The sequence below is a fragment of the Pseudomonas sp. TE6283 genome, from assembly GCF_054060555.1.
In genome coordinates, this window is record NZ_JBSSDH010000018.1 from 71,950 (window position 1) to 88,681 (window position 16,732).

Consider the following 16,732-nt stretch of genomic DNA (forward strand, 5'->3'; position numbering starts at 1 on the left):
TCAACGACACCCCGTAATCACATCCCCCTGGCCCATGCCGGGGCGCGTGTCTTTACCTATCTGATAGAGGGCTTGGTTTTGGCTCAATACGTCTACACCATGCATCGGCTGAGCAAGGTCGTGCCGCCGAAGCGGGAAATTCTCAAGAACATTTCCCTGTCGTTCTTCCCTGGCGCCAAGATCGGCGTGCTGGGCCTGAACGGCGCGGGTAAATCGACCCTGCTGCGGATCATGGCGGGCGTCGACAAGGAATTCGACGGCGAAGCCCGTCCGATGCCCGACATCAACGTCGGCTACCTGCCCCAGGAGCCGCAGCTGGATCCGACCAAGACCGTGCGTGAAGTGGTCGAGGAAGCGGTCAGCGTGATCAAGGACGCCCAGGCCCGCCTGGACGAGGTCTACGCCGCCTACGCCGACCCCGACGCCGACTTCGACAAGCTGGCCGCCGAGCAGGCCAAGCTCGAGGCCATCCTGCAGGCCGCCGACGGCCACAACCTGGAGCGTCAGCTGGACGTCGCCGCCGACGCCTTGCGCCTGCCGGCCTGGGACGCCAGGATCGAGCACCTGTCCGGTGGCGAGAAGCGCCGCGTGGCCCTGTGCCGCCTGCTGCTGTCGGCTCCCGACATGCTGCTGCTGGACGAACCGACCAACCACCTGGACGCCGACTCGGTGGCCTGGCTTGAGCGTTTCCTCCACGACTTCCCCGGCACCGTGGTGGCGATCACCCACGACCGTTACTTCCTCGACAACGTTGCCGGCTGGATCCTCGAACTGGACCGCGGCGCCGGCATCCCGTACGAAGGCAACTACTCGGGCTGGCTGGAGGCCAAGTCGGAGCGTCTGGCCCAGGAATCCAAGCAGCAGAGCGCCCACGAGAAGGCCATGAAAGAGGAACTGGAGTGGGTGCGCAAAGGCGCGAAAGCCCGCCAGTCCAAGTCCAAGGCCCGTCTGCAGCGCTTTGAAGAGATGCAGTCGCAGGAATTCCAGAAGCGCAGCGAGACCAACGAGATCTACATCCCGGCCGGTCCGCGCCTGGGCGACAAGGTCATCGAGTTCAAGAACGTCACCAAGGGCTACGGTGATCGCGTGCTGATCGACAACCTGTCGTTCGCCATGCCCAAGGGCGCCATCGTCGGCGTGATCGGCGGCAACGGTGCCGGTAAGTCGACCCTGTTCCGCATGCTGATGGGCAAGGAGCAGCCGGACTCGGGCAGCATCGAGATCGGTGAAACCGTGCAGCTGGCCTGCGTCGACCAGAGCCGCGAGGACCTGGACGGCAGCAAGACCGTGTTCCAGCAGATCTCCGACGGTTCCGACCAGATCCGCATCGGCAGCTACGAGATTCCGTCGCGCACCTACGTCGGCCGCTTCAACTTCAAGGGTGGCGACCAGCAGAAGTTCGTCAAGGACCTCTCCGGTGGTGAGCGTGGCCGCCTGCACCTGGCCCTGACCCTGAAGGAGGGCGGCAACGTCCTGCTGCTCGACGAACCGTCCAACGACCTCGACGTCGAAACCCTGCGTTCCCTGGAAGAAGCCCTGCTGGACTTCCCGGGCGCCGCCATCGTGATTTCCCACGACCGTTGGTTCCTGGACCGTGTGGCCACGCACATCCTGGCGTACGAAGACGACTCGAGCGTGGTGTTCTTCGAGGGCAACTACACCGAGTACGAAGCCGACCGCAAGAAGCGCCTGGGCGACGCCGCTGCCCAGCCGCACCGTGTGCGTCACAAGAAACTGGCCCAGTAAGCCGGATTTCGCTGCACAGCCATGGGGCCCTTCGGGGCCCCATTTTTGTGCCTGGCATTCGAGCATCGGAGGGGCAAGGTGGAAGCGGGCTTGCCCCGCGATAGCCCGGTTCAAGCCGATCAGCCAAGCAAGATCCTGTGCCTCGAATTTTGTATACACTTATAGAAAACGCACCAAATAATTTCATAAAAACGACATTGCGCCCTGTTCCAGTGCGATTGGTTCTTGGTACATTCGGGAAAAAACCAAAAACAATCCCTCTTGGTGAGATGTCTACCATGATCGAATCTGTCGACGATTTCCTGGCCCGCCTGCAACAGCGCGACCCGGCCCAGCCCGAGTTCCACCAGGCCGTGGAAGAAGTGCTACGCAGCCTGTGGCCGTTCCTCGAACAAAACCCTCACTACCTCAAGGCCGGCATCCTCGAGCGCATGGTCGAGCCCGAGCGCGCGGTGCTGTTCCGCGTGTCGTGGGTCGATGACCAGGGCAAGGTGCAGGTCAACCGCGGCTACCGCATCCAGATGAGCAGCGCCATCGGCCCGTACAAGGGTGGTCTGCGCTTCCACCCGTCGGTGAACCTGGGCGTGCTCAAGTTCCTGGCCTTCGAGCAGGTGTTCAAGAACTCGCTGACCTCGCTGCCCATGGGCGGTGGCAAGGGCGGTTCGGACTTCGATCCGAAGGGCAAGAGCGACGCCGAGGTGATGCGTTTCTGCCAGGCGTTCATGAGCGAGCTGTACCGTCATATCGGTGCCGACCTCGATGTACCGGCCGGTGATATCGGCGTCGGCGCCCGTGAGATCGGCTTCCTGTTCGGCCAGTACAAGCGCCTGGCCAACCAGTTCACCTCGGTGCTGACCGGCAAGGGCATGACCTACGGCGGCAGCCTGATTCGCCCGGAGGCCACCGGCTACGGTTGCGTGTACTTCGCCGAAGAGATGCTCAAGCGTCAGGACAAACGCATCGACGGTCGCCGCGTGGCGATCTCAGGCTCCGGCAACGTCGCCCAGTACGCTGCGCGCAAGGTCATGGACCTGGGCGGCAAGGTGATCTCGCTGTCCGACTCCGAAGGCACCCTGTTCTGCGAAGCCGGCCTGAACGACGCGCAATGGGATGCGCTGATGGAACTGAAGAACGTCAAGCGCGGCCGCCTCAGCGAGCTGGCCGGCTCGTTCGGCCTGGAGTTCCGCAAGGGCCAGACGCCGTGGTCCCTGCCGTGCGACATCGCCCTGCCGTGCGCCACCCAGAACGAACTGAACGCCGAGGACGCCCGTACCCTGCTGCGCAACGGCTGCATCTGTGTGGCCGAGGGCGCCAACATGCCGACCACCCTGGAGGCTGTGGATATCTTCATCGAGGCCGGCATCCTCTATGCGCCGGGCAAGGCTTCCAATGCCGGTGGCGTGGCCGTGTCGGGCCTGGAGATGTCGCAGAATGCCATGCGCCTGTTGTGGACCGCGGGCGAGGTGGACAGCAAGCTGCACCACATCATGCAGTCGATCCACCATGCGTGCGTGCACTATGGCGAAGAGGCCAATGGCAGCATCAACTACGTCAAGGGCGCCAACATTGCTGGCTTCGTCAAGGTCGCCGATGCGATGTTGGCGCAGGGCGTGGTTTGATTCGAGGTCTTGGGGGCTGAAGTCTTGGCAAGACCGCTCCGTAGTCGCTTGTGCTAATGACTTAGCACTAATACTTGCGTCAGCAGGCTTCGTCTACTGGATGAAATCAGTTTGAGTTCATAGGTTTGCACAGCGCCCGCCGCCCTCTACCACAGGTACTAACACCAAGTTGTGAACTACCTGTTTCTACCTCCTCGGCTTTCACTGCTGGTTGTGAGTACAACAACCAGCAGCGGGAGTCTTCCCATGAACACTCAAGCGTGGATCAGGGCCGCAACGGCGCTGACGATGGTCATGTCCCTGGGCCTCACCGGTTGCAGCAGTGGCGGAGGTGGGCATCACAGTGAGGTCGATGGTTCCTCGGCCGACGGCGGTACGGGCGCGGGCACCGGTGCGGGTGCTGGAGACTCGGGCGGCGGGGCCGGTGGCGGTGGCACGGGCACCGGTGGTGGCAGCACCCCGGGCGATGGCAGCGCAGGCACGGGTGGGGGCGGTGGCGGCGGCACCACGCCCGGCGGCGGTGATGGCGGCACGGGCGGTGGCACCACCCCTACCGCCCTGGTCACCGGCCAGGTGGTCGATCAACTGGGCACCACCGTCTCCGGTGTCGGTGACGGCATGAGCAACCTGGGCCAGGTGATCGGTTCGCTGCCCATCGCCGGCGATACCTCGCTGACCGGCGGTGTGGGTGCGCTGGTGTCGTCCGCCGGCAACGCGGTGGACAGTGTCGGCAGCGGCTTGAGCGACGGCCTGGGGCAACTGGGCACCGGCAACAATGCCGTGGGTACCACGGTCGGCGTGGTCGGCGCGGCCACCGCCGACCTGGGCACGGGCGTCTCCGGCCTTGGCCAGGGCGTGACCGGACTGGCCAGCAACGGGCCGGTCGAGCAGGTGCCGGTGGTCAACCAGCTGGTCGCCGGGGCCGGGCAGGGTGTCGACCGGGTCGGCCAGGCGGTGACCATGCTTGGCAACACGCTCTCGCCGGTCGGCACCAGCGGCCCGCTGGCCGGTGCGACCCAAGGCGCGAGCGATGCCCTGGTGCCGGTGGTCTCGCTGGTGGAAAACACCACGGCCAACGTCACCCGGCAGACCGGGCTCGCCGGCCCGCTCAACCAGGCGTTGAATCAAACCGGCACGGTCCTGAACCAGGCCGGCGGGCAACTGGCGGGCTCGGGCAATCCACTGGGCACCACCCTCGGGCAGGCAGTCGCCAATACCGGCACCACCGTAAGCACCGCCAGCGGGCTGGCGCCGGTCACCGGCGGCGCGCGCACCGGGCTGCTGGAAACCGCTGGTGGGGTGGTGGCAGGTGCCGGTAGTGGCTTGGCCGCGAGCATTGGCAGCCCGACGGTTGGCGGTATCGGCGGCAGCATGGTGCAGGCGGGCAACAGCGTCGCCAGCCTGGGCCCGGTGCTCGGCGGCAACGGCGTGACCAACACGGCGGCAGGTGCTCCTGCCGCGGCACTCACCCAGCAGGTGGGCAGCGGACTCAGTCCGGTGGTCGCCGGTGTGTCCAGCGTGACCCAGCAGATCGGTGCCAGCACGGGCGCGGGAGCGCCGGTGGCCGGGTTGCTGAACCAGGTGGGTGGCGCGGTGGGTACCGTCGGCACGCAATTGACCGGCGCCACGGCCAACCCGACGGTCAGCCAGCTGGGTGCGACGGTGACAGCGGTGGGCGCAACGGTCGGCCAGGCCGGCACCCTGGTCAACGCCAATGGCGCACAGGGCAGCGGTCTCGGCGGCGCGCTGAGCGGCGTGACCGGCGCCCTGGCAGGCGGGCAGCGCTGACGCGACGGGCTACGCTCAAGGTGAGTGAGGCCGACCGGCGCGACATGCGCCGGCCGGTCACCCTGTCACCCTTGGATCATGGAGTGTCCGAATGCGCCGATTGCTGGTGACGATGCTGGCGCTGTCCGTGGCCAGCCTGGCCCGGGCCGAACCCCTGCCGAGTTTTCTCAACAGCAACGAGACCGAGCGCCGCCTGCCCACGCCGAACCTGCCGGTGGATGCCTATCGCCCCGGCCCCGCCGGCCTGCACGTGCCCACCGTGGACAGCGCGCGCCAATCGCCGCTGTTGATGAGCACGCAGGTGGCGGTGCGCAAGGTGCGCTTTGAAGGCGGCACCGTCTATCCATTGAGCGACCTGCGCGAGCATTTCCAGCCGTTGATTGGCCGTGAGGTGACACTCGCCGAGCTGATCGAGTTCACCCGTCGCCTGACCCAACGCTACCAGCAAGACGGGTACTTGCTTTCGTACGCCTACCTGCCGCCCCAGGACTTCGCCGATGGTCGGGTGCGGGTGGTTTTGGTGGAAGGCTACATCCACGACTATCAGGTACAGGGCGATATCGGCGCGGCGCGCGCCTACCTGGAGCAGTTGATGGACCGCCTCAAGGCCGAGCGTCCGCTGACCCGTGAGAGCTTCGAGCGCTACACCAGCCTGGCCGGGCGCATCCCCGGGGTGACCTTCCAGGCCCAGGTGCCGCCCCCGGCCACCACCGATGGCGCGACCCGGCTCCTGGCCGAGGTCTCGCGCAAACCGATCACTACCACCCTGAGCCTCAACGACGGCAGCCGCGACGACCTGCAGGCGTTGATCGGCGCCAGCAGCAACGCGCAAACGCGTTTTGCCGAGCAACTGAGCGCCAGCGTGCTGGTGCCGCCCGGCGAGGACAAGGAGCATTACTACCGCCTCGACTACAGCCAGTTCCTCGATGCCGAGGGCTCGAAGCTGCTGCTGTCGGCCTCGCGCTATCGCAGCGACCCCAAGGCGCGCATCCGCCTGGACAACGGCATCGACCTGACCCAGCACCGCGAGAACGATCGCTACTCGATGGGCATCAGCCAGACATTGATCGCCTCGCCCAGCGAATGGTTGGAGGTGGTCGGGCGCTTCTACGTGGTCAACGACCGCATCGACTACCAGGTGGTGGGCTTTCCGTTGCGGCTGGACAGCGAGACCGACATTCGCGCGCTGTCCTTCGAAGGCGACTGGCGCAAGGCCGAGGCGCGGCGCCTGCGCATCCTCAGTGCCGGGGTCTACCAGGGCCTCGACCGCCTGGGGGCGAACACCAATGCCGACTATGACCTGGATTTTTTGCGGTTGCGGGTATCGGGCGTGCAGAGCGACAACTTCACCGACAACTGGCAGGGCGTGGCGTCAGCGGCCGTCTACTGGAGCAACGACAGCCTGCCCGACAGCGAACGAGCGGTGTTCGGCGGGCAGAACTTCGGGCGCGGTTACCCCAGTGACCAGGGCTCGGGCGACAAAGGCTGGGGGCTGGCCTACGAGGTCAACTACAGCTTCCACCGCGACGGTGGATGGCTCAAGGTCGTGCAGCCGTATGTGGCGCTCGACACGGCGCGGGCCTGGTTCAACGAGCTGGACGTGAAGGACACGAAGATGTCATCGGCGGCGCTGGGGGTGCGGTTTGGCGATATGCGCTACTACAACATCGCGGTCGAGGTGGCCAAGCCGATGTCGGACATCGCCCTGGACAGCTTCAACCGGCGGCCACGGCTGAACCTGAGTTTCAGTTATCAGTTGTAGGAGCGCGCAAGCTATTTGACGGCCTGTATCAACGGCTTGGGAAACAGGTTCTCCAGCGTCTCAAGCAGGCGCGCGTGGTAGATCGGCTTGCGGAACAGGTCGAGCACCTGCAGCCGCAGCAGGTCGCTGACATCGTCCATGTCGGCATGCCCGGACATGACGATCACCGGCAGGTGCTGGCGCGCGGTGTGCTCACGCAGGCGCTGCACCAGGCCCAGGCCGCTTTCCTCGGGCATGCGCAGGTCGGTGATTACCAGGGCGACGTCGGGGTGGCGGGTCAGTTGCTGCAGGGCGCCGCGCACCGAGGTGGCGGTGTGGCAACAGAAGCCCTCGTTCTCCAGCAGCTCGGCCAGTTCCAGCAGGGCCTCTTCCTCGTCGTCCACCAGCAGGATCTGTTGACGCAAGGAAGAGGTCGGCATGGTCGGCTCCAGGCAGTGGGAATACACGTCATGCAGGTGCAGCGTCACTGGGTGATCGCGGTCTTGATGGTGGTCATGATGGCCGATACCTCGGTTGAGATCGGCGTGACGAAGCCGGCCAGCACCACCGCCACCATGGCCGCGATCACGGCGTATTCGATACCGGAGGCGCCGTCCTTGCGCTGGAGGAAAGCCTTTACATGGATGAGGATCTGTTGCAGCAGCATGGCACTACTCCTTGCGCTCGATGGCGCCGGTCGGCGGGGCTTGATAAGTGATACCCCTTTGCCATCAGAGCATTGCCAAGCTGTGGCGACCTGCAAATGTAAGAAAGCATTAATCCAAAAGTATTGGTTGTAATTAGCGATGCTAAGTTTTTGTTTTGCCGACGCGTCAATTTCATGGCTCTAAAAATGCGGTGCAGGTAATGGCGAAAGATGGCGGCTCAGCTACCGTCCAATAGCGAAATAGTTACCTTTTGCCATCATTGGTCCCAGGCGTGGGGGGAGAGCGCACATGAGCAGTCGCCTGACCATGATCCTCGCCGGCCTGTTCCTGATCGCGGCCTTGCTCGCCGGGTACTGGGGCCTGCGTTTGAGCCGCCCGGCCGAGCCCGCGCCAGCGCCATTGGCGCCTCCGAGCGAAGCGGCGATCCCCGCCGCGCCCGTCCCCGTCGCCCCTCCCGAGCCGCCGCGTTCGCCGATCGTGGTGTTGCGCAGGGCGGTGCCGGCCAACACCCCCTTGAGCGAGGACGATGTGCTGGTTGAACGCCTGCAGGTGGTGCCGGCCGGCGCCTTCCAGCAACTCGACCAGGTGCTCGGGCGCTTCAGCACCCGGCCCCTGGCGGCAGGCAGTTGGCTGGACGAGTCGAGCTTCCAGGCCGGCGGGCCGTTGGCGCGGATGATCCGCCCCCACGAGCGCGCCGTGGCGGTGGCCGTCGACGATGTGATCGGCGTCGCCGGGCAGTTGCGCCCGGGTGACTTCGTCGACGTGCTGCTGTTTCTGCGCGAGGAGAACAACAACCCGCAGTCCTCCGCCCAGGTGGTGCTGCCGGCCCTGCGCGTGCTCAGCGTCGACCAGCAGACCGGCCTGGCCAACGACGGGCGTCCGGCGCAGACGGCCGAAGAGCAGAAGGCCCGTCGCGACCAGCAATCGCTGAACAGCAACACCACCCGCACCGTGGGCCTGGCCGTGCCAGAAGCCCTGGCCAGCCGGCTGATGCTGGCGGCCCAGGCCGGGACCTTGCGCCTGGCGGTGCGCAGCGCCGACGAGCCACTGCTGGCGGCCTACTGGTCCGGCCAGGACGCCAGCCCGCAGTTGCAGAGCGCCAATCGCGACCTCTATCGCTTCAGCCAGCTGTCCCAGGTGCCCCTGGCCAGCCAGACGGCCGCTGCCGTGGCCGGCGCGCCGGCGATGCAGATCATTCGCGGCGCCCGGAGCGGCGATAACAACAAGACTCCCTGAACCGGCAAGGATGCGATCCATGCGTAGTTCTTTGCGTGTTACTCCACGAGGCGGATGGCTGGCCCCGGCGCTGCTGGCCCTGGCCCTGCTCGCACCCACGGCGCAGGCGGCGGCCAAGGGGTGCGCCGCGTTCGGCCAGTTGCCGTCGGTGATCGAGATGGACCAGGGCCTGCAGCAGGAACTGCGCCTGCCGGTGGCCATCACCCGGGCGGCGGTGGGCGAGCCCAAGGTGGCCGATGTGCAGCCCAGCGGCGAGCGCGCCGTGCTGCTGACGGCGGTGGGGCAGGGCACCACCAGCATCATGCTGTGGACCGACTGCGCCGTGCAGCCGCACCGGGCCATGCTGTTCGTCAAGGGCCGTGCCAGCGCCGACATGGCGGAAACGGCGCAGTTGCCTTCCGCCCAGGAGGACCTGCCGGTGCAGGTGCAGGCTGATATCCGCTTCGTCGAAGTGCGCCGCCTCAAGTACAAGGAGGCCGGGGCGCGGTTGTTCTTCAAGGGCTCGAACAACAGCCTGATCGGCTCGCCCGGCACCGTGCCCGACACGGTGGTGCGCCCGGGCTACGTGCCGAGTACCACCACTGCTCCGGGCTCGACCAACTACGCCGACGCGCGCCCCGGCATCCCCCTCGACAACAGCGTCTTCAACATCGTCTGGGGCGGTGGCAGCAGCCGCTTCCTGGCAATGATCAACGCCCTGGAGAACAGCGGCTTCGCCTATACCCTGGCGCGCCCCAGCCTCACCGTGCTGAGCGGCCTGACCGCAAGTTTCCTGGCTGGTGGCGAGATCCCCATCCCGGTGCCCAGCAGCGGCAGCGACAACGTGTCGATCGAGTACAAGGAGTTCGGCGTGCGCCTGGCGCTGACCCCTACCGTGGTCAGCCGCAACCGCATCACCCTGAAGGTCGCCCCCGAGGTCAGCGAGCTGGACTTCAACAATTCGGTGGTCATCGCCGGCACCCGGGTGCCGGGGCTCAGCGTGCGGCGTACCGATACCAGCATTTCCCTGGCCGATGGCGAGAGCTTCATCATCAGTGGCCTGATCAGCAGCAACGTGCGTTCGAACGTGGACAAGATGCCGGGCCTGGGCAACCTGCCGATCATCGGTGCGTTCTTCCGCCAGTCGGCGCTCAATCGCGAGGAGACCGAGCTGTTGATGATCGTCACCCCGCACCTGGTCCAGCCGCTGGCCGCCAATGCGCGCCTGCCGGAACTGCCGGGCGAGGCGCTGCGCACCTACGACCCCAGCTGGGGCCGTCTGTTCTTCATGGAAAACGGCAACTTCGAAGGCCGTGGCGGGTTGTCCCAATGAACGAAAGCCTGAACCAGACCTACCTGGCCCTGACCCGCACCGACGAGGACCTGCACTGGCTGCAGGGCGCGCTGGCGCCGCTGGGGCAGGTGATCGGCGCCAGCAGCCCGAACCTCGACGAGCTGCTGGCACTGGTCGACATGACCTTCAGCAACCTGGTGTTCATCGGCCTGGACCGCGAGCAGTTGATCGGCCAGTGCGCGCTGATCGAGGGCATGCTCGAAGCCAAGCCGATGCTGGCCATCGTCGCCCTCGGCGACGGCATGGACAACCAGTTGGTGCTGCACGCCATGCGCGCCGGCGCCCGTGACTTCGTCGCCTATGGTTCGCGGGCCAGCGAGGTGGCGGGGTTGGTGCGGCGCCTGGGCAAGCGCCTGCCGACGGCCACCAGCAACCCCAGCCTGGGCGGCCTGACCGTGCTCTTCGGCACCCAGCGCGGCGCCGACGGCGCGCTGCTCACCACGCACCTGGCGCGGGTGGTGCAGGAGAGCGGCCAGCAGACCCTGCTGCTCGACCTCGGCCTGCCCCGGGGCGACAGCCTCGCCCTGTTGGGCCTGGAGGCCTCGTTTCATTTCGGCGACGCCCTGCGTCACCTGCGTCGGCTCGACGCGACCCTGATCGACAGCGCCTTCACCCGCGACAAGGGCGGCCTGCGCATCCTGGCCTATGCCGACAACGACGAAGCCCTGGCACAGTCCAGCGCTGCCGAGCTGTACATGCTGCTCAGCGCCTTGCGCCAGCACTTCCAGCACATCGTCGTGAACCTCACCGGCCAGGCCGACAGCGAGGCCCTGCGCACCATCGTCAGCCACTGCGACAAGCTGATCGTCTACACCGACCAGAACATCATCGACTGCCGGCGCAACCTGGACGTGCTCGAACAGTGGCGCGACCGCGGCATCAAGCTCGAACACGCCAGCCTGCTGGTGGACCGCTACCTGCGCCATGTGGCGCCGGATGCCGACGCCCTGGCCAAACGCTACGGGCTGGCCTTGCTCAAGGTCATGCCCTACAGCCCGGAGGTGCGCCTGAACGCCAAGAACCAGGGCTTGAGCCTGTTCGAGCTGGCTCCGCGCGAAGGCCTGACCCAGGCCCTGCGCGGCCTGGGCGAGCGCCTGGCGCAGCGCTCGGAAAACCTGGCGCCGGCAGGCCAGGGCTGGCTCAACCGGCTGTGGGGCAACCGATGAGCAACGAAGAACCCTTTGGCGGGCCGCGCCATGCGGCCAGCGATCCGCAGGTGCTCAAGCGCGCCCTGCACCGGCACGTCATCGACGCCATCGAGGACAGCGGCCGCAACCTGCTCGAAGGGGCGCGACCGGTGCTGGCGCAGTTCGTCCTGGAACAGGTGGGCGACTATGTGGCGCGCCTGCGCCTGGCCCTGTCGCGCTACGAGATGGAGCGCCTGGCCGAGGAGATCGTCGACGAGCTGACCGGCTACGGCCCGCTGGAGGTGCTGCTGCGCGATCCGAGCGTCACCGAGATCCTGGTCAACGGCCCGTACCGGGTGTTTGTCGAGCGGGCGGGGCTGTTGCAACAAACCGACTTGCGCTTCATCGACGCGCATCATGTCGAGCGGGTGATGCAGCGCATCCTTGCGCCCCTCGGGCGGCGCCTGGACGAGTCGTCGCCGATGGTCGACGCGCGCATGCCCGACGGCAGCCGGGTCAACGCGATCATCCCGCCGGTGGCCCTGGACGGGCCATGCCTGTCGATCCGCAAGTTCCGCCAGGACATGCTCAAGAGCGCCGACCTGCTGGCCACCCGGGCCATCGACCAGCCGATCTACGACTTCCTCGAACGCGCCGTGGGCCGGCGCTGCAACATCCTGGTCAGCGGCGGCACCGGCACCGGCAAGACCACGTTGCTCAACATCCTCAGCCAGATGATCGCGCCCCAGGAGCGCCTGGTGACCATCGAGGACGTGGCCGAGCTGCAACTGCATCACCCGCATGTGGTACGCCTGGAGACCCGCCCGCCAAATGCCGAGGGCCATGGCGAGATCAAGGCCAGCGAGCTGATCCGCAACGCCCTGCGCATGCGCCCCGACCGCATCATCCTCGGCGAGATCCGCGGCGCCGAGGTGCTCGATGTGATGACCGCGATGAACACCGGTCACGACGGTTCGATGAGCACGGTGCACGCCAATACCGCCCAGGACGCGCTGCTGCGCCTGGAGACGCTGGTCGGCCTGACGGGGCGGCAGGTGGCCGAGAAGACACTGCGGCAGATGATCTGCGCGGCGCTGGACGTGGTGATCCAGCTGACCCGCCTGGCCGATGGCCGGCGCTGCGTCAGCGAGGTGCTGGAAGTGGTCGGCGTGCGCGATGATGTGTATGTGACGAACACCCTGTTCCGCCTCGACCGGCGCAGCGGCGACGGTTTCTTGCGCGAGGCGCCGAACCCCGCGGGAAACAAGCTGCGCCACGAGGGCGTGCTGTGATGGGCCCGCTGCTGCTGGCGCTGTCGCCCTTGTGCCTGGGCATGGCGCTGCTGCTGTTGCGCCTGGGCCTGTACAAGCGTGGCGAGGAGCGCATCCTCGAACGCCTGGGCCGGGCCTACCGCGCCGTGCGCAGCGGCAATGCCCGGCGCGACTGGCTCGACCCGTTGCTGCAGCGGGCGGGCCTGGCCCATGCCGAATTTTCCCCCAGGCCGTGGCTGTTCGCCTGGTTGGCGCTGACCGTGCTCGCCGGCCTGGTGGCGGGCTGGGTGGTGGCGTCGATGGTGCTGTTCGGCCTGCCGCTGCTCGGCCATTTCTTCCTGGCCTGGCGCTGCCGGCGGCGCCTGCAGCAGATCGTCCAGCAACTGCCTGGCCTGCTCGACTACAGCGTGCGCAGCCTCAAGGCCGGTCGCACCCTGAACGAGGCGGTGCTCGGCGGCGTCGACAGTACTCGCGAGCCGCTGCGCTCGGCGATGCTGAGGGTACGGCGCAACGTGCAGCTGGGTGTGCCGCTGGAGGATGCGGTCAATGAATTCGCCGAACTCTATGGCCAGGCCGAACTGCGCATGTTCGCCCTCGGGCTGCGCATCAACCAGCGTCACGGCGGCAATGCCAGCGAGCTGATGGAGAACCTGATCAAGCTGATCCGCGAGCATGAGCAGGGCGACCGGCAACTGCGCGCCATGACCGGCGAAACGCGCATTACCGCGTGGATCCTCGGCGCGCTGCCGTTGGCCATGGTTGGCTACTTCCTGTTCGCCAATCCCACCTATCTGTTGGCCATGTGGCACGACCGCAGTGGGCAACTGATGCTGCTGTTCGCCTTCGCCCTGCAGGCCGTCGGCTGCCTGGTGCTATGGCGCATGATGAGGAGCCTGTAAGCATGGCCTTGTTGCTCTGTGCGCTGTTCCTGTTCGCCGCGTTCGTGCTGCTGGCCTTGCAGGCCGGCCAGCAATGGCGGGCCCGGCAGCGGGTGGCGCGACGCCTGCAGGGACGGCTGGTCCGTGACGAGCGGCTCGGCGACTGGCTGCAGTGGCTGGGCAGCAGCCCGCTGGGACGGCGCCTGCAACGGCTGGATGGCGAGACCCAGGCGCTGCTTGATCGCCTGGGCTGGCGGCGCAGCCGGCAACGGGCGCTGTTCGCCGCCGTGCAGTTGGGCTTGCCGCTGCTGGCGGTGGGTGTGGCGCTGCTGCTGGCCCATGGCTTGCCCGGGGAAAACCGCGGGCACTGGGGCGTGCTGGTGCTCTGCGCGATGGGCGGGGGCTACCTGCTGCCCAAGCGCCTGCTGGTGTTGGCGGCGGCGCGGCGCCAGCGGCAGATCGCCCAAGAGGTGAGCCTGCTGATCCCGCTGCTGCGCATCCTCTTTGAAACCGGGCTGGCGGTGGAGCAGGCCCTGCGGGTGCTGGCCCATGAAGGCCGCAGCCTGGTACCGAACATCAGTGACGAATTGCGCCTGGTCCTGCAGCGAGTCGACTCCGGCCTGGCCCTGGGCCCGGAGCTGGAAAAGACCGCGCGCCTGCTGGCGGTGGACGAGTTGATCGACACCTGCGTCATTCTCCAGCAACTGCTGGTGCAGGGCAGTGGCTCGATGAAGTCGCTGCTGGCGCTCAAGGAGTTGCTTGACGACCGGCGCCTGACCGGCCTGCAGGAACGGGTGTCGAAGATGTCGGCGAAGATGTCGGCGGTGATGATGGTGTTCCTGTTCCCGGCGTTGCTGATCGTCCTGGCCGGGCCAGGTTTTTCCGCGCTGGCGCGGGCCTTGGGATCATGAGGGGATAAATGGATATGAAAGCGATCCTGACGTTCATCGGCCTGTTGCTGCTCACCGGCTGCGCCGGCCAGCCCCCCGAGGGCCTGGCCCGTCTGCTCGGCGGTGGCACCTGTGGCAAGCCCGATGCCGACCAGCAACTGAGCCTGGACATGGCCGACCAGATGATCAGCGAAGGCCGCCCGCACGCGGGCCTGGCCCACCTGGAACAGCTGCCTGACACCCTCGACCAGGTCCGCCTGCGCAAGGCCAAGGTACTGCGCCAGCTCGGGCGCGGCGAGGCCGAGCCGCTCTACCGCAGCCTGCTCGGCGGCTGCCTGGCCGCCGAGGGCGAGCACGGCCTGGGCCAACTGGCTTCGGCCCGTGGCGATGACGTCCAGGCCCTGCGCAACCTGCAGCGGGCGGTACGCCTGGCGCCGACCGACGAGAAGGTGCGCAACGACCTGGGTGTGGTGCAGATGAACCTGGGCAACCACGAACAGGCGCGCTTCGAGTTCCTCACCGCCATCGAGCTCAAGGACGACAACCCGCTGCCCGCGGTGAACCTGGTGACCCTGTCGCTGGTGCAGGACAACTGGCGGCAGGCGGAAGATTTGGTCAATCGCCTGCGCCTGAAGCCCGAGCAATTCGCCGAGGCCCAGGCCCGGGCCCAGCGCATCAGGTCCAACGGGCGCGGCCCACTGGCGGCGACCGAGTCTTCGGCCGCGGCCATCAACTGATCGGGAGGTGATCATGTTCAAGCCCTGGATTGTCCTGGCCTGCCTGGCCGCACCGCTGCTGGCGCAGGCCGAACAACCTGTGCGCCAGCCGCGCCCACAGACCGCCACCGAGGCGCTGCTGCAGGTACAGGCGAGCAATCGCCAGGCCTCCAGCGTGCGCCAGGAACAGACCGACAAGGAGCGCGACCAGGCCATGCAGCGTTGGCTGGACAGCTACAAGTACGCGATTCCGGATTTCTACCGCTGGACCAAGATCAGTTCGTCGAACAATTGAGCACTTGAAGCTGTGGCACGATCGTGTAGGAGCGGTATTCACAAGGTCAGTGCGTGGTAAACCGCTGATGCACCGGCGATGAACGCGGGGTCAACGCCAGCGCCAGCTGCGTGCGGTTGTGCATGTGGGTCAGGCGCAGCACCTGCGACACGTACAGCTTCACCGTGTTCTCGGTGATGCCCAGCTCGCAGGCGATCTGGTAGTTGGTCTTGCCCTTGCTTACCAGCCGGGCCACTTCAAGCTGGCGCGGTGACAGCTTCTCGAAGGCGGCGGGCAGCTCCGCCTCGCCGTCCTCGGCATCGCTGGCGCGACGGTGGGTGCCCTGGCCACGGGCTTTTTCCAGGTCCTGGTAGAGATCATCGATGGACTCGGCCAACTCCTGCAGACGCTGGTTGAGGCTGCCCAGCTCGCGGAAGTTGCGGCGCCGTTCGAGCAGCGCCGCTTCCTGGCGGCGCACGCCTTCGAGCAGTTCGTCGAGGTCCATGGGCTTCTGGTAGTAGTCGGCGAAGCCCTCGCGCAGGGCGCGGATCACGTCCTGCTTGTCGGCGCGGCCGGTCAGCATGATCGCCTCGAACATGCGCTGCGGCCCTGCGTTTTGCTTGAGGGTGCGGACCAGCTCGATGCCATCGCGCTCGGGCATGTGCAGGTCGCACAGGATCAGGCCGATGGTCTCGTCGGCCTTGAAGCAGTCGATGGCCTGGCCGGTGGAATGGGCGGGGACGCAACGGTAGCCCTCGCTTTCGAGAAATTCGCACAACTCTTCGACGATCACTGGCTGGTCGTCGACTACCAGCACTTTCACCTCACTGACGGACTTGTTCACGATCAACTCCCTGTTGTATCGGCTCTGCTCCCGGGCCAGAGGCTCTGGCAGGTAGAAAAGTAGTCGCACTTTGCAATTATGTACATGCATCTAGCTCATGGAAGCGACCCAGCGGCCGGTTATTGGATCCAGACGGCCGTCAACAGGAAGCCGGCCAGCACATACGGGGCAAAGGGCTGCTTGTCGCCGACCTGTTCGGCCAGCGCCTGCAGGCGCTTTTTCACCTTGGGATTGAGCAGGGTCCACAGACGCCGCCGGCCGAACATCCAGGCGAGCACGGTGACCCCGGCGCCGATGAAGGTGCCGAGCACGTATTGCGGGCTGGTGGCCAGGGCCAGGGCGCCCATCAGCTTGACGTCGCCGGCGCCGAAGCGGCCGAGCATGTAGCCGGGCAGGGTGAGCAGCATGACGATGGCCAGGGCCCAGCCGGCTTCGCTTGCGTCGGCGCCGATCCAGCTGCGCCCGGTGGCGAACAGCCAGGCCAGGGCGCACGCCGCGACCCCGAGGGTCAGGGCGTTGGAGATTTGCCGTTCACGGACATCTTGTTCGGTGCACAAGGCAAGCCACATCAGGAGAACAATGCTTTGCATTGGCAAATTGC

At 66.7% G+C, this 16,732-nt stretch carries 16 protein-coding genes; 12 read left to right on the forward strand and 4 right to left on the reverse strand.

Features of this window, described 5'->3' with window-relative positions; genetic code table 11:
• Positions 1-78 precede the first annotated feature (78 nt).
• From ettA to ACVWZ5_RS20845, 4 genes are all read left to right on the forward strand, one after another.
• Entirely contained in the window at positions 79-1,746 is a 1,668-nt protein-coding gene (gene ettA, locus ACVWZ5_RS20830) for an energy-dependent translational throttle protein EttA (RefSeq protein WP_050706900.1), read from the forward strand.
• A 278-nt stretch (positions 1,747-2,024) separates the two neighbouring features.
• The gene (gdhA, locus tag ACVWZ5_RS20835; protein WP_028691354.1) at positions 2,025-3,365 is read left to right on the forward strand and encodes an NADP-specific glutamate dehydrogenase; all 1,341 of its coding nucleotides are present in this window, start codon (positions 2,025-2,027) and stop codon (positions 3,363-3,365) included.
• Positions 3,366-3,611: 246 nt separating this feature from the next.
• Positions 3,612-5,153 (forward strand): collagen-like triple helix repeat-containing protein, encoded by a 1,542-nt coding sequence (locus tag ACVWZ5_RS20840; RefSeq protein ID WP_457340819.1) that lies wholly within the window; start codon positions 3,612-3,614, stop codon positions 5,151-5,153.
• A gap of 91 nt (positions 5,154-5,244) precedes the next feature.
• Positions 5,245-6,915 (forward strand): ShlB/FhaC/HecB family hemolysin secretion/activation protein, encoded by a 1,671-nt coding sequence (locus tag ACVWZ5_RS20845; protein ID WP_062575219.1) that lies wholly within the window; start codon positions 5,245-5,247, stop codon positions 6,913-6,915.
• An 11-nt stretch (positions 6,916-6,926) separates the two neighbouring features.
• On the opposite strand, the gene ACVWZ5_RS20850 is transcribed toward ACVWZ5_RS20845, so the two are convergent.
• Together ACVWZ5_RS20850 and ACVWZ5_RS20855 are read right to left on the reverse strand one after the other, a co-directional pair.
• Positions 6,927-7,334, reverse strand: a complete 408-nt coding sequence (locus tag ACVWZ5_RS20850) for a response regulator (RefSeq protein WP_062575780.1) — start codon at positions 7,332-7,334, stop codon at positions 6,927-6,929.
• 44 nt (positions 7,335-7,378) lie between these two features.
• Positions 7,379-7,561: a Flp family type IVb pilin gene (locus ACVWZ5_RS20855; protein WP_062575218.1), complete on the reverse strand. Its 183-nt coding sequence runs from the start codon at positions 7,559-7,561 to the stop codon at positions 7,379-7,381.
• Between the two features lie 289 nt (positions 7,562-7,850).
• Between ACVWZ5_RS20855 and cpaB the strand changes: the two genes are divergently transcribed.
• The 8 genes from cpaB to ACVWZ5_RS20895 are packed head-to-tail and all read left to right on the forward strand — an operon-like array spanning position 7,851 to position 15,308.
• Positions 7,851-8,798: a Flp pilus assembly protein CpaB gene (gene cpaB, locus ACVWZ5_RS20860; protein ID WP_457340820.1), complete on the forward strand. Its 948-nt coding sequence runs from the start codon at positions 7,851-7,853 to the stop codon at positions 8,796-8,798.
• A gap of 19 nt (positions 8,799-8,817) precedes the next feature.
• Positions 8,818-10,110, forward strand: a complete 1,293-nt coding sequence (locus tag ACVWZ5_RS20865; protein ID WP_260270472.1) for a type II and III secretion system protein family protein — start codon at positions 8,818-8,820, stop codon at positions 10,108-10,110.
• Complete coding sequence (locus tag ACVWZ5_RS20870) at positions 10,107-11,297, forward strand: pilus assembly protein (RefSeq protein WP_028691361.1); 1,191 nt, start codon at positions 10,107-10,109, stop codon at positions 11,295-11,297. The genes ACVWZ5_RS20865 and ACVWZ5_RS20870 overlap by 4 nt, the downstream gene beginning before the upstream one ends.
• Positions 11,294-12,550, forward strand: coding sequence for a CpaF family protein (locus ACVWZ5_RS20875; RefSeq protein WP_028691362.1), 1,257 nt, complete (start codon positions 11,294-11,296; stop codon positions 12,548-12,550). Before ACVWZ5_RS20870 ends, ACVWZ5_RS20875 begins: the two co-directional genes overlap by 4 nt.
• On the forward strand, positions 12,547-13,428 hold the full coding sequence (locus ACVWZ5_RS20880; RefSeq protein WP_028691363.1) for a type II secretion system F family protein: 882 nt from the start codon (positions 12,547-12,549) through the stop codon (positions 13,426-13,428). Before ACVWZ5_RS20875 ends, ACVWZ5_RS20880 begins: the two co-directional genes overlap by 4 nt.
• Positions 13,429-13,430: 2 nt before the next feature.
• On the forward strand, positions 13,431-14,318 hold the full coding sequence (locus ACVWZ5_RS20885; protein ID WP_062575213.1) for a type II secretion system F family protein: 888 nt from the start codon (positions 13,431-13,433) through the stop codon (positions 14,316-14,318).
• Positions 14,319-14,332: 14 nt separating this feature from the next.
• Complete coding sequence (locus ACVWZ5_RS20890) at positions 14,333-15,034, forward strand: tetratricopeptide repeat protein (RefSeq protein ID WP_062575779.1); 702 nt, start codon at positions 14,333-14,335, stop codon at positions 15,032-15,034.
• Positions 15,035-15,047: 13 nt separating this feature from the next.
• Positions 15,048-15,308, forward strand: coding sequence for a DUF3613 domain-containing protein (locus ACVWZ5_RS20895; protein ID WP_186600594.1), 261 nt, complete (start codon positions 15,048-15,050; stop codon positions 15,306-15,308).
• A 46-nt stretch (positions 15,309-15,354) separates the two neighbouring features.
• Here the strand turns inward: ACVWZ5_RS20895 and ACVWZ5_RS20900 are convergent, their stop codons facing one another.
• The gene (locus ACVWZ5_RS20900; RefSeq protein WP_189660374.1) at positions 15,355-16,137 is read right to left on the reverse strand and encodes a response regulator; all 783 of its coding nucleotides are present in this window, start codon (positions 16,135-16,137) and stop codon (positions 15,355-15,357) included.
• 113 nt (positions 16,138-16,250) lie between these two features.
• Positions 16,251-16,721: an A24 family peptidase gene (locus ACVWZ5_RS20905; RefSeq protein ID WP_028691368.1), complete on the reverse strand. Its 471-nt coding sequence runs from the start codon at positions 16,719-16,721 to the stop codon at positions 16,251-16,253.
• Positions 16,722-16,732 lie beyond the last annotated feature (11 nt).